This window comes from Streptococcus sp. 68 (assembly GCF_013277415.1).
Lineage (GTDB): Bacteria > Bacillota > Bacilli > Lactobacillales > Streptococcaceae > Streptococcus.
This window is the reverse complement of record NZ_VMMX01000010.1, coordinates 102,469-115,835: the sequence shown is the minus strand read 5'-3', so window position 1 is coordinate 115,835 and position 13,367 is coordinate 102,469. Positions and strand designations below refer to the sequence as shown.

General features: G+C 37.5%; 10 protein-coding genes. All 10 read right to left on the bottom strand.

All coding sequences use genetic code 11. The features are described from left to right. Positions 1-6: 6 nt before the first annotated feature. The 10 genes from dltB to glpK all read right to left on the bottom strand — a co-directional run bounded on the left by dltB (position 7) and on the right by glpK (position 13,330). Positions 7-1,251: a D-alanyl-lipoteichoic acid biosynthesis protein DltB gene (dltB, locus tag HT720_RS05390; RefSeq protein WP_049535475.1), complete on the bottom strand. Its 1,245-nt coding sequence runs from the start codon at positions 1,249-1,251 to the stop codon at positions 7-9. Next, positions 1,248-2,798 carry a D-alanine--poly(phosphoribitol) ligase subunit DltA gene (gene dltA, locus HT720_RS05385; protein WP_173274911.1) on the bottom strand — a complete coding sequence of 517 codons (1,551 nt, stop codon included), beginning with the start codon at positions 2,796-2,798 and terminating at the stop codon, positions 1,248-1,250. The genes dltB and dltA overlap by 4 nt, the downstream gene beginning before the upstream one ends. A gap of 20 nt (positions 2,799-2,818) precedes the next feature. Continuing rightward, positions 2,819-2,950 carry a teichoic acid D-Ala incorporation-associated protein DltX gene (locus tag HT720_RS05380; RefSeq protein ID WP_000813667.1) on the bottom strand — a complete coding sequence of 44 codons (132 nt, stop codon included), beginning with the start codon at positions 2,948-2,950 and terminating at the stop codon, positions 2,819-2,821. Between the two features lie 309 nt (positions 2,951-3,259). Beyond that, the gene (locus HT720_RS05375) at positions 3,260-4,438 is read right to left on the bottom strand and encodes a ryptide export MFS transporter (RefSeq protein WP_164226150.1); all 1,179 of its coding nucleotides are present in this window, start codon (positions 4,436-4,438) and stop codon (positions 3,260-3,262) included. Positions 4,439-4,649: 211 nt separating this feature from the next. Beyond that, on the bottom strand, positions 4,650-6,227 hold the full coding sequence (locus HT720_RS05370) for an ABC transporter ATP-binding protein (RefSeq protein WP_173228922.1): 1,578 nt from the start codon (positions 6,225-6,227) through the stop codon (positions 4,650-4,652). Between the two features lie 268 nt (positions 6,228-6,495). After that, entirely contained in the window at positions 6,496-7,800 is a 1,305-nt protein-coding gene (locus HT720_RS05365) for a radical SAM protein (protein ID WP_173228924.1), read from the bottom strand. Between the two features lie 153 nt (positions 7,801-7,953). Then, positions 7,954-8,817, bottom strand: a complete 864-nt coding sequence (locus HT720_RS05360; RefSeq protein WP_173274910.1) for an Rgg/GadR/MutR family transcriptional regulator — start codon at positions 8,815-8,817, stop codon at positions 7,954-7,956. A 361-nt stretch (positions 8,818-9,178) separates the two neighbouring features. Then, positions 9,179-9,883 (bottom strand): MIP/aquaporin family protein, encoded by a 705-nt coding sequence (locus HT720_RS05355; protein WP_050390553.1) that lies wholly within the window; start codon positions 9,881-9,883, stop codon positions 9,179-9,181. Between the two features lie 70 nt (positions 9,884-9,953). Further along, positions 9,954-11,780 carry a type 1 glycerol-3-phosphate oxidase gene (gene glpO, locus HT720_RS05350; protein WP_173274909.1) on the bottom strand — a complete coding sequence of 609 codons (1,827 nt, stop codon included), beginning with the start codon at positions 11,778-11,780 and terminating at the stop codon, positions 9,954-9,956. Between the two features lie 41 nt (positions 11,781-11,821). Beyond that, entirely contained in the window at positions 11,822-13,330 is a 1,509-nt protein-coding gene (glpK, locus tag HT720_RS05345) for a glycerol kinase GlpK (RefSeq protein ID WP_000076784.1), read from the bottom strand. Between the last annotated feature and the right edge of the window lie 37 nt (positions 13,331-13,367).

Sequence of the window (13,367 nt, the reverse complement as noted above, 5' to 3'; positions counted from 1 at the left end):
TTCCTTTTATTTTTTAAACCATAGATCATTCAAGAATCCAGAAAAGATTAAGAATGACAGCATGACGACATGGAAGGTGATAACCATGCCAAGCAACTGAATCCAGCGATTCTCAGGTAGAGCAGCTTTCCCTGCTTTTTTCCGTTCCTTATTAAGCGTTTTTTTCTTACGAATCCAAGCGTCATTAATGACCAAGCCCAGTCCATGAAAGAGGCCATAGGCGATATAATACCAGGTCACTCCATGCCAAAATCCCATAACCAGCATATTTACAATGTAGGCCACACTTGAGGTTACATTACGATTTTTAAAGACCTTCTTTCTGGTCAATACCATCACCATTCGCATAAAGACAAAGTCACGGAACCAGAAAGAGAGACTCATATGCCAGCGATTCCAAAATTCCTTTAAATCCCTTGATAAAAAGGGCTTGTTAAAGTTGATAGGGCTACGGATTCCCATTAAGTTTGAGATGGCCAAGGCAAACATAGAGTAACCTGCAAAGTCAAAAAAGAGCTCCAGACCAAAGGTATACATAACTGCCAAGGCATAGAGGTTAAAGAAACCACCTGACTGCAAGGCTAGATTCTTCAGAGGAGGGAGTAAGGTCTCTCCTAAAACATGAGCTAGGATAAACTTATACAAAAATCCCCACATGATATAGCGAACAGATTCATCCAGCATATCCATCAACTCATCTCGCTCAGGAATGGCCTGATAATTTTCATTAAAACGCTTAAAGCGATCGATTGGACCACTTGAAAAAGTCGGCATGAAGAGAAGGAAACGAAGGAATTCCCAGAGGGTAAAATCCTTAATCACTCCATCTCTCAGCTCGATGATAATCCCAACCGAACGAAAGGTCAGATAAGAAATTCCCAAAAATCCAAGCAAAGACTGCGTTCCATTGATAGCTGGCTGCACCTTGACAAAGATAATCGGAAGTAAGGACAGAAAACTAACTAAGTAGAAGACCCACTTGCCATCCTTGCTTTTTCGATAATGCTTGTAGAAAAGCAGGAGCACTATTTCCCAGCAAAGGTAAATACCCAAGGCAGCCAGTTGATTGGTCTTTCCACCCACCAACATGGTGACGATAAAGAAGAGGCTAACCAGCACTTCATACCAGGCAAAGCGTTTCTTGAAAAAGAGGCCAATAAAGATGGGTAAGGTTGCAGCAATCACATAGACAAAATACTGAGGATTGCCGTATGGCTCTAAATGAGGAAGCTGTTGAAAGAACTCCATCATCTCTTATTCACCTCGTTAATCAATCCTTTAATATCAATCTTTCCATTGGGAGTCAATGGCAAACTGTCTCGGTAAAGGAATTTAGACGGCATCATGTAGGACATCATGATGTCTATCAGGTCTTCCTTGATAGCCTTGGTAATATCGATATCACGCTCAAACTGCTCACGAACACCGTCTTTTAAGATGACATAGGCCAGTAGATTTTGTACCTTGTGATCCTTGTTATAACGTGGTACTGCGACAGCAGATTCGATATAACGAGACTTATTAAGATTTTGAGAGACATCTTCTAACTCAATGCGGTAACCGTTGAACTTAATCTGGAAGTCCATGCGTCCGCCGTAGAGAAGTAAGCCCTCATCTGTCATGGTTCCCACATCGCCTGTGTGATAGGCTGGCAGACCTTCAAATTCAAAGAAGGCTTCCGCTGTTTTTTCAGGATTGTTCATATAACCTTTTGAAACAGCTGGCCCAGAAACAATGATTTCTCCCTGTTCACCATTTGGCAGTTTATTGCCTTCCTCATCAATAATAAAGGTTGGAGAATCAGCCTTGGTATAGCCGATTGGTAGGCGTTTGAGAGTCGCTAACATCTCGTCTGTCACGGAAACTGCTGACAGGGCTACTGTCGCTTCTGTTGGGCCGTAGGCATTGATAATACGGGCATGTGGGAAACGCTCACGCAATTTTTGAGCCGTTTTAACCGTCAATTCTTCTCCATCAAAGTAGAAATGCGTGATTCCAGGCATTTTCTGACTATTGAAGTCTTCTGACAACATGGCCATATCCGCAAAAGAAGGCGTTGATGTCCAGATAGCGATTGGCAATGAAAAGATGGTCGCAAAGAGTTGCTTAAAGTCCTGAGTAATAGCTGAAGGAAGAGCGAAAAGCGTACCACCAAGTGCCAAGGTCGGTGCCCAGTACATGACAGACAGGTCAAATGAATAAGGTGGTTGAGCCAGCATTTGCGGACGACTTGGCGTCACAAATTCCTTGTCCATAATCATCCAGTTGGTAAAGCTGAGGAGGTTATCATGGGAAATCTGCACTCCCTTTGGCTTACCAGTCGTACCAGAAGTAAAGATAATGTAGTAGTTATCATCGCCCTTGACTGGATGTGTGATCTCATAGCTAGTCCCTTGGGCAAAGGCTTCTTGAACCTGAGCTAGAGTCATCATCGGTGTAGAAACCTGCTCCAATGGAAAGTCTGAGATGGCAATAATCAAGCTTGGCTCTGCTACTTCTAAAATAGCTGAAACTCGCTCCAAAGCCGAATGACTATCAATTGGAATGTAGGCATGTCCTGACTTAGTCAAGGCTACAAAAGTTGCCAACATTTCATATTCTTGGCCACCAAAAACGACCACAGGAGACTTCTTAGGCAAGCCTAGTTGGTCAATGGCTGCAGCCAAACTATCCGAATCAGCCTTTAAATCTCCATAAGTGTGTTCCTGCCCCAAAACATTGTAAACAGGATAGTTAGGCTGTGTCTGAGCAAAATGCTCAATGGTTTCAATCATATCTACTATTGGTTTATTTGACACAATAGGAATTCTCCTTCAAGTTAAAATTCATTATAGATAAAGCTTCCTTGACCCTGGCCAAGATAGCTAAAGAAGTAAAGCAGCCCTAGAAAGATAAGAAAATACAAGGCTGTCCGACCAAGAAAGAGGTACAATTCTTTTCTCTGTTTCATCAAGAAAAACCATTCATTTCTGTAATTTTTGCTAAATAAGATAGACTCTTACTATAGTATTTTTCTACTATTGTACCACTTTATAGACTAGTTTTTCAATTGTTTACCGTACATTTTCACTAGATTTCAGTTTATTTTAAGAATTATGCGGTTTTTCTATGTATATTTCAAATAGAGTGATCCTGGGCAAAAACTCCATTTCAGGAGACAATGAAGGGAATCTTTCCATAATAAAACGCACAATATCAAGTTTTTCAACACCTGATACTATGCGCTTTTCTAATTTTTCAAGACTTTTTAACCAGTCTCTTATTTAAAATAATCTCGTCTGATATAAATTAAAATAGCTTCTATCATCAGACAAATGGCTGATAGCCAAAAACTGATGCTAATACCAAAACTCTCAGTAATATAGCTCATTAGCAAAACAAACACTGAAAATGCTAGTGTCGAAATCACTTCAAGAACGGAATAGACATTAACCAAGTTATTTTCCTCTACTGTTTCCTGAAGAAATACACTTTCAGGAACTTCTTTTAGTTGCGATAACATACCAACTAAAGCTGAAAATAATAAAAAAATCTGTGCGTTTGGAAAATATAGAATAGTCAGTGTCACTATTGCCATAGCTACAAGCGGAAAAAGAATACTTTCCCATTTAGCAGCAAGGAACTTTTCAGATAGCCTAAAAGCAATTAAGCCACTAATTATAATACCAATAGAGTATGCTGTATTAGAATATCCCCAGTAACTTTCCGTTTTATTTAATAACTCAGTTACAAAAACAAGTATAATGGAAGAAACCCAAATCGTATTTGAGAAAATTTCCAATAAATTTGCTGATACAAAAAGTCTTAATCTAGGATCTCTAGCAACTAACTTCCAACCTTTGAGCAAAATTTCAAGATTAGTTTCTGACTCTAACACCTCCACTTCAGCGTTAGGAAGAAATAACATCAGAAAGCTAGAAATTATATACAACATTAAAATGATAAACGTGGTAGGTAAAAGACCAATTGTTGCAAACAAGAGTCCACCTAATCCCCAACCCACTAACTGAACAGCTTCACCACTCATTGATAAGGCTGAATTAGCCTTACCCAAATCGGTCGCATAGCGTGGCACAATAGCATAGGAAACAGGTGCTGCAAAACCATCTAATATTGAAATTGCCACAACAAATAGATAGGTTACCAAAGGCGCTACGGATTGCATTACGGTAAACATTCCTACCAGTATCGCCAATAATATAGTCTTTCCAAATTGGGATAAAGATAAAACTCTATTTAGCGCTATCCTTTTAGTAACTAAAGGAACTAAAAGACTCGCAACAAAAGAGGATATCCCTATTAAAATGGGAACTAATGACGTGGCAATTACTGATTTTGAAATAATGTATATGTTAGCAATGATTGTTACTCTAAAGAAAATATCTGCTAAATTTGCAAACAATTGAGAGACTAACAACTTGACAAATGAATTAGACATGTAGCGCTCCTATAACATAAAAATATTTAACTGATAAATGGTATAGTAGACTTTGTTTGATAACTATTTGACACAAGATTAGGTGGTCAGAAATTGAATTTTTAACATTCCAACTTAGCCATAGTTTTTAGTTCTCACATCTTTAAATCAGCTAAAACAATCCATAATATAACACATATATTATGGCTAGCAAGATGCCGAACAAGTCTATTTATTTTATTCTATATTTTCCCAAATCAATTACTTGATTATAAACCGTTTCTGAATCAATATGATGAGCAACTTCAATCAAAATGATAGGCAACTGCAAAAGTAACTGGCGCACTTGATATGCATTGTCCTTGTCTAAGGATGATGTAACCTCATCCGCCAACACAATGTCTTTTTTCCGAAGCAGACAGCGAACTAATTCAAGTCGTAAACGTTGCCCACCTGAAATGTTTTCTCCATTATTTATCAGTTGATAATCCAAGATATTAGTGATTTCATTCGTTAAGCCAACTTGTTCTAGGCAACAGAGTAATTCTTTATCTGAAATCTCCTGTCCTAATGTTAAATTTTCTCGAATTGTCCCATGTCTGAAAAATGGATTCTGAGAGATATAAGCGACATTCCCTTGATAATGAGTAAATTCTCGACCTGATTTATCACGTACGATAATTCTACCACTATTCGGACTTATCTTTCCTGCTACCAACTGTAGGAGAGTTGACTTTCCGGTACCACTAGCTCCCTTTATTAAAACTTTACTTGGCTTGGTTAATCTAAGTGACAAATCATAAAAGAGCACTTGCTCTCCAACCTGTTTTGAAACACCCTCCAAAACTAGCTCAGCTAAAGATTCGACTGTCGGATATGATGTTTCTAAACAAGATTCTTCCAATAATGAAAATATTTTTTCTTTCACTGTTTGCGATCGCTGTATATCAGATATGCTATACATAATTCTTTGAATAGGTCCGCTAAGATTCATTGTAGCTATATACATAGAGACCAAACTAGCTGTTGTTAACTCTATACCGCTCTTTTGTAATAAAAGACCAAGTGCAAGAGGTAGTACCTGACTAAGGAATTCTAAAGGACCATTGAAAAAATAAACGACATTGCTAGTCCATTCATTTTTCCAACGAGCGTTCTCGTAACACTCGTTGTTTTTTCTCATCTTAGCAAGGTTTTCTTTACTAGCGCCATAAAAATATATCGTATCTGCTCCCTTAAAAAAATCTCCTACAGATAGATGAAAAGCTTTTTGCATTTCCGAAAAATTTGCACCACTTTTCATTAAATGATTATTCATTACCCATTGAGGTAATGGTCGAAGAAAAGAGAACACGATAAAAACAATACCAAGCCAAAAATTTTGCACCAAAATAAAAACAATCGTTGTACAAAGTATAAAAACTCTTCCAACTATCATATCCAGGGGTAAAAAGAAGCGATTATAGAGCAGTTCCATATCTTGTGTAACAATTGAAACTTTTTCATCATATACAACATTTTCCTTCAAAAATAGTTTCTTGATAAGCTGATCTTTTAAACGAATTTGTAGATGACGCTGCAGATTATTACTGACAAAATTTGCTAGCAACATCGTGCTATAAAAAAACAGGTGCAAACACAGTCCATATAAAACAAAGTATGAAATTGTACCAATTGTAAGTTGCTCTTCACGAATATTCAATAGCTTATCCAATAACAATGGCTTTATTAGAGCCATCCCACTATTCAAAAGCACTCCTATTAAAAAATAGATAAAAATATTAGTTTTAATGTATTTTAGAAATTTCATAAATAAGCCTATCTAAAAGAAAGCGAATAGATATAAAAGCCTCAGTCTAAAAGTTATAAACAAATTAACTCCAACTGAGACTATACAATAATTTAATTAACCTATATATGATGCTGTTTATTAAGAGTGATTACCTCCTGAACTAGACTAACTAAATTTCGATTTATATTTTAAAAATCAATCTAAAACTCATTTCCATCTTCATCGCAATAATGATCACGGAGTACAAGTATATCAAGTTGAGTAGTACTCTTATTTTCAATTACAATCATCTTTTCACCCCCTCTCTTATTGCATCAAGATAATCACAATATTCCTTATTTAACATAAATAATTCTAGATTTTTATCAATTTTCTTTTTTATTTGATTGCATAATGTTCTTTGCTTATTACTTCTATGTTTGGGCGGACAAAATCCTGATTTACAAATTAAAACAATAGGACACTGCTTACAATCTGAATCCATGTTTAAGTGCCATTTATCAAACTTTTCCTTATTAAACTTAGCATGTACACTTCCAAATATATTAGAATTAGAATACAAGGCAACCGTACAAGTTTGAATTACACCCTTTACATTAATAGTATAGTGATTTTTTCTATTTGCATAACAGTTGAACAAATTTGTTATTATACCTCTAGCAGCAGGAACATTATAACCTTTTTTTATGGCAAACTTTGATAATTCAAAACTAGCATCTGAATTAGGTAATGTCACTTTATAATTTTGGGCACGCTCCCCACAACCCCAACTACCTACATTATAAAAATAAAATCTAAATCGTTTATCATGCTTAAAATATTTCCCATCTGAATCTAAAAAAATCTTAACATTATTAAAATTTTCTTTCGATATATTAAATCTTAAATTACAATAAAAATTCAAATTTGAATTTTGTAAACCTTTGATATTCTCGAGTATTTTGATATATGATCCCTTTCCATTACGCAACACTCTTTGAAAATTATGACTTTCCTCATCTCCATCAATTGTTATCTGAAAATTATTAACGCGATAGTCTAGAATTAACTGATGAATCATTCGTTCATTAAGCAAATATCCATTAGTTGTTATACTAGCAGAATAATCAAGTCCATTTTGAGAACAAATACTAATAAATTTTTTTGAAAGATTCTTTATCGTTTTTAGCCCTAATAAAGGCTCTCCTCCAAACCATGATACATGTAAAGATTTAAACATAGATTCAGATAATAGTTTTTCTGTAAATTCAACTATCGCAATCTCTGTTTCTTTACTCATTTTTATATTTTCAAATTTTTCATAACAATATTTACATCTAAAATTACAGTCTCCATGTGTTAAAATTGTAAATTCTAACGTCTCCGTTTCACTATTTTTAACATAATCTATTGTATTCTCGAATTCATTTTCTTCTTGAAAATAATTATACTTATTCAAATAATTTTCATATTGTTCCTTAATCTCTAAATCATTTTCCATAACATCTTGTAAATCATTTGTAATGAAAAAAGAATGATTATTTTTACTATTGAAAAATAATTCTCCTGTTTCACTTTTCTTTCTTAAAATATATGGAGATAGAACTTGCATATTAAATACCTCAAAATTCATAATTATGGTGACAACTTCGAAAAATCCTATCGCTCAAATACAATGAACTGATAAAACAACTGTAATTGAAATTTCTAAAGACAATTCTACCAAAATATTATTTCGAGATACTTCCTTTCCCATATCTGCACACTACCCTTTATCTGCTAAAATTTTTTCTAAATGTCCCTCATAATTCTTTGCCAAATGGTTACTTCCCGCTAATTTCATTGCTCCAATACACTTCCTCATTTCAATAATTGCTTTACAATCCGTCTCTTTTTTATAGCGATATAGATATTGGGCATACTGGAATACCAACCGTTCATAAATTTCAGTTTCAGTGAAAAAGCATTGGTTTAGTCGTTTTTCAAAATACAAAGCATCAAGCAATTTTCCTCTTTCAATACATGTGATATATCCGTTCAATAGCATAGATGAAATCAATCGTCTATTATTAGGAATTTCTTTATAAAAATCAGAACGTCTAGACATCTCTCTAGCCAAAACCATAAAGACATCGTGTTTTAGGACATCTAAAGTATTTGAAAAAATCAATAATTCATAGTATCCCCAGTATTCAACACTAAAGAGATAGTCAGTTAGATAAGATAAATCATCACCAGAATAATAAGCTTCTCCAGATAAATCTTGTAAACGAATTTTTAATAAAATAATGTTAAGCTTATGAAATTTCTCTTGTTTAGAATCTGACTCCATCTGAGAATAAAGTAGTTTTTTCAACCCATCAACATCATGATTTGATACAAAATGCCTAATCTTTGATAAGAGTTCATTCAGTTCATCACGATGAAAATCATGAACAGCATACATAAATTCATCAATAGGCATGTTAATTTCATCCAAAATAGCCATAAATTTTGAAATGGTTAAATCAGTCTCTCCCTTTTCAAAACGTGAGAGCTGTGATTTTGATATACCAGCTTTTTCGACATCTTTTAAGCGAAACCCTCTAGATTCTCGAAACTTTTTAAAAATTTCTCCAAATTTTTTCATAATATCTCTCCAACAAGCATATACGGGAACAATTTTTGATTTTTAATATTTTAGCATAAAATAGAAGAAAACAAAAGTGAGGTATTTCACATGAAAAAACAAAAACTATTGCCTTTATTATTCCTAATTTTAGGAGGAATTATGATTATCGTTGTTGGCTAGTACTAAGAAGTTAGTTATTAGAATACTTACATCTTCAATCGAAAAAGAGACTGGGAAAAAGTCTTAAAAATCAGAAAAACGCATCATATCAGGTGTTGAAAAACTTGATACTATGCGTTTTATTGTGAGAAGATTTACTTCATTTTTTGCTGAAATTGGGCTCTTGCTCAAGCTCTTATCAACATAATTGTTTTCTAGATTAGAAAAGTGAGAATACAAGCACGGCCAAGGCTGCACCGATAACAGGTCCCACAACAGGAATCCAGGCATAAGACCAGTCTCCGTCTCCCTTGTTTGGAATTGGCAAGATGCTGTGCATGATACGAGGTCCAAGGTCACGCGCAGGGTTCAAGGCATAGCCTGTTGTCCCACCTAGTGATAGACCGATACCGACAATCAAAGTCCCCACTGCGAAGGTTCCGATTCCTGCTTGAAAATCGTAAAGACCCAAAGCAAAGATTGTCAACACCAAAACAAAGGTTCCTAGGATTTCACTGATCAAGTTAGAAACTGTATCCTTGATGGCTGGCCCAGTACTGAAGGTTGCTAGGATATTACCTGCATTTTCTTCTGCCTCATAATGCGGTTTGAATTGCAACCAAACCAAAATCTGACCGAGCATAGCCCCTGCGAACTGAGCTAGGATGTAAGGGAAAACGGAAGCCCAAGGCAAACCACCTTTCAAGGCCACACCGATGGTCACAGCTGGGTTTAAATGAGCTGGACTGAGCTTGCCAGATACAAATACTGCAACCGCAACTGCAATCCCCCACCCCATGGTAATCACAATCCAACCTGCACTGTTGCTCTTGGTTTTAGGAAGAACTACACCTGCAACAACACCATTTCCTAGAAGAATCAGGATTAAAGTCCCCAAAAATTCTCCAAATAATTCATTCATCATCTTTCTATCTCCATTAAAAAGGGAGGGAGGGTAGACTAGGAGTCCTGCCCTCCACCTCTTTTATTTTTTCTTAATTTTTTAATTCTGCTAAATCATTATTAGCAAGAGCTACTTCTACATCAGCACGGTAAGTTGCTTTTTCTTCTTCTGTCCAGTCATAGAATCGTCCCATTTCATCCAAAACTGGCTCAACGATGCTGTCCAAACTATCACGCATAAAGAGCATGTGGTTGGTACGACGAAGAAGGAAGTCAACTGGGCTAAGAGCCAACTCATTGCGCATTGCATAGTGAAGTGACAAAGTGTCCGCCAAGCTGAGTCCTGGCGCTTGTTCCAAGCTGTGAGCAAGAGCAAAGACTTTCGGTGCATTTGAACCATAGAGATTTGCTAGGTAATGAGCTTCCTTGCTATCCAAACCACGTGACACTCCAAGTTGCGCAAAGGCTTCGATTTCTGAGTCCACATTTGCTGGGTTCAATTCCCCACCTGAAACAGGGTAAGTCTTAGAGTTGATGAGTTTAAAGCTACGGTCAAATTCTGCTTTGAGGATGTCAACCACGCGCTCCATAGCTCCTTCAGCCATCTTACGGTAGTCTGTGATTTTACCACCAGCAAGAGTCAACAGACCATTATCATCACGGTCCAAGCTCGAACCACGAGAAACTGCAGATGGATCCAAATGTTTCTCAGAGGTACTGCTTTCAAGCTTGCTGACAGCAGCCTCTACATCTTCACGCGTTTTTTCTTTAGAGAGATAAGATTCAACAGTCGCAATCAAGTTATTAAAGCTTTCGTCACTGATTGTACCGTTATTTCCTCCATTGTAGTCAGAAGCGCTATTGCCTGCAATCAATGGACGAAGACCTGCCCAACTGCTTTCAATATCATCAATGGTGATGTTGGCTTCTGGGAAGCGGTTGTTGACAATGCCAAGCAAATAATCTACATCTTCCTGAGTCACTTTCGGATGTTCCAAATCCCCTGTGTAGTCTGTATCAGTTGTACCAAAGTAAGTCTTGTTTTCACGTGGGAGGACAAAGACCATACGGCCATCACCCAAACCTGTATCAAAGTAAACTGGCTGTGAAACCTTGATTTTGCTTGAATCCACTACCAAGTGAACTCCCTTAGTTGGACGCATTTGTGAGAATTGTGTTCCCTTATTAGACAAATTGCGTACTTTGTCGCTCCAAGGACCTGTTGTGTTGATAACCAGACGAGCCTTGATTTCAAAGACTTGGTCTGTCAACAAATCACGGGCTACAATACCTGTAATCTTGCCACTTTCGTCAAAGAGGAAGCCTTCTGCCTTCACGTGGTTGGCAATGAGGGCACCGTCTTGGTTGGCACGTTTGATGTTTTCAATCACGAGACGTGCATCGTTGTTACGGAAGTCAAGGTAAACCCCACCTCCTACCAAACCTTCTTTCTTCAAATTTGGCTGGCGTTCCAAGACTTCTTCCTTACTCAAAACCTTGTTAGCAGCTGGTGTGTTGTTAACTCCTGCCAAAAGATCGTACAAGTCCATAGCTACTTTAAGACGGAAAAGGCTAAAAGTAGCTCCATCTTCGTCGTAAACTGGCAAGAGCATTGGATCTGGTTTTGGAATGTGTGGAGCAATTTGTTGTACCACTGCACGTTCAGAAACTGTATCTGATACCACTTCTACATCAAATTGCTTAAGGTAACGTAGTCCTCCGTGAACCAATTTTGTTGAACGGCTGGATGTTCCTTCTGCGAAGTCCTGCATTTCAATCAAACCAGTATCTAGACCACTAGCTGCTGCCTGTAAAGCTACACCAGCCCCTGTGATTCCTCCACCGATAATCAAGAGGTCCAAGGTACGTTCCTGCATTTTTTGAATTGATAATTCACGTGTTTTCTTTGAAAATTCCATATTTACACACTTTCTAACTAAGTCGCTTTATTCTTCCAGTATTAGTCGTCTACTTCCGCAAAGACTTGGGTTGCTTTCACAGCTTTCTTCCAGCCCTTGTAGAGTTGTTCCTTGCGAGATTCGTTCATAGATGGCTCAAAGAGTTCTCCTGTCTCGTTCAAGAGTTTCAACTCATCCAAGTCTTTCCAGTAACCTACTGACAAACCTGCTAGGAAGGCTGCCCCTAGAGCTGTTGTTTCCAAGTTTTTGGCGCGTGCGATATCGATTCCCAAAATATCAGCTTGGAACTGCATGAGGAAGTTGTTCATAGCTGCACCACCGTCTACTTTCAAGACTTGGATAGCTGTTTGAGCATCCACTTGCATCGTATCGATAATATCACGCACTTGATAAGCTATAGATTGCAAGGTTGCCTTGATAAAGTCTTCTTTACTTGTTCCACGAGTCAAACCAAAGACAGAACCGCGAGCATTTTGGTTCCAGTATGGAGCACCTAGACCTGTAAAGGCAGGAACGACATAAACTTCATCATTGTTGTGAGAATCACGAGCGTATTTTTCAGATTCTGGTGAATTTTCAACCATGCGAAGACCGTCACGAAGCCACTGAATAGCACTTCCTGCGATAAAGATTGAACCTTCCAAGGCATAGTAAACCTTGCCGTTGATTCCGTAACCAATCGTTGTCAAGAGGTTATTTTCAGACAACTGCATCTCTTCCCCAGTATTCATGATGATGAAAGAACCTGTTCCATAAGTATTTTTAACCATACCAGGTTCAAAGGCCAACTGTCCAAAGAGGGCTGCTTGTTGGTCCCCAGCCATACCTGAGATTGGAACTTCTCCACCATAGAAATGGAATGGCGCTGTCTTACCGTAAATTTCAGAGTTAGAACGAACTTCTGGCAGCATAGCCTTAGGAATGTTGAGAATTTCCAAAATCTCATCATCCCATTTGAGTTCTTTAATGTTATAAAGCATGGTACGAGCTGCATTTGAGTAATCCGTCACGTGAGCCGCACCGTCAGTCAATTTCCAAACCAACCAAGTATCGATGGTACCAAAGAGCAATTCACCCTTTTCTGCTCGCTCTTGAGCTCCTTCTACATGGTCTAAAATCCAACGAACCTTGGTAGCAGAAAAGTAAGCATCGATGATCAAACCAGTTTTTTCATGGAATTTTTCTACATAACCTTGACTTTTTAGTTGTTCAGCCAAAGGAGCTGTCTGGCGTGACTGCCAAACGATAGCGTTGTAGATAGGAAGCCCTGTTTTCTTATCCCAGACAACAGTTGTTTCACGCTGGTTAGTAATCCCGATTGCTTCGATTTGATTTGGCTTGACACCACTTTCGATGAAAGCTCCCGCAATAACTGACTGGACGGAATTCCAAATTTCATTGGCATTGTGTTCAACCCAACCTGCCTGAGGGAAAATCTGGGTAAACTCTTTTTGACTCGAGCTAACCTTTTCTCCTTTTTTGTTGAAAATGATGGCACGAGAACTTGTAGTTCCCTGGTCAATGGCCATAATGTATTTTTCTTGTGACATGTGCTGTCCTCCTGATAAAGATCTTGAGGATGTTTCC

Coding starts and splice junctions, on each gene's coding strand:
- HT720_RS05355 (WP_050390553.1), bottom strand. CDS start 9,883: ATGATGAATGAATTATTTGGAGAATTTTTGGGGACTTTAATCCTGATT.
- HT720_RS05365 (WP_173228924.1), bottom strand. CDS start 7,800: ATGCAAGTTCTATCTCCATATATTTTAAGAAAGAAAAGTGAAACAGGA.
- glpK (WP_000076784.1), bottom strand. CDS start 13,330: ATGTCACAAGAAAAATACATTATGGCCATTGACCAGGGAACTACAAGT.
- HT720_RS05380 (WP_000813667.1), bottom strand. CDS start 2,950: ATGAAACAGAGAAAAGAATTGTACCTCTTTCTTGGTCGGACAGCCTTG.
- glpO (WP_173274909.1), bottom strand. CDS start 11,780: ATGGAATTTTCAAAGAAAACACGTGAATTATCAATTCAAAAAATGCAG.
- dltB (WP_049535475.1), bottom strand. CDS start 1,251: ATGATGGAGTTCTTTCAACAGCTTCCTCATTTAGAGCCATACGGCAAT.
- HT720_RS05360 (WP_173274910.1), bottom strand. CDS start 8,817: ATGAAAAAATTTGGAGAAATTTTTAAAAAGTTTCGAGAATCTAGAGGG.
- HT720_RS05370 (WP_173228922.1), bottom strand. CDS start 6,227: ATGAAATTTCTAAAATACATTAAAACTAATATTTTTATCTATTTTTTA.
- HT720_RS05375 (WP_164226150.1), bottom strand. CDS start 4,438: ATGTCTAATTCATTTGTCAAGTTGTTAGTCTCTCAATTGTTTGCAAAT.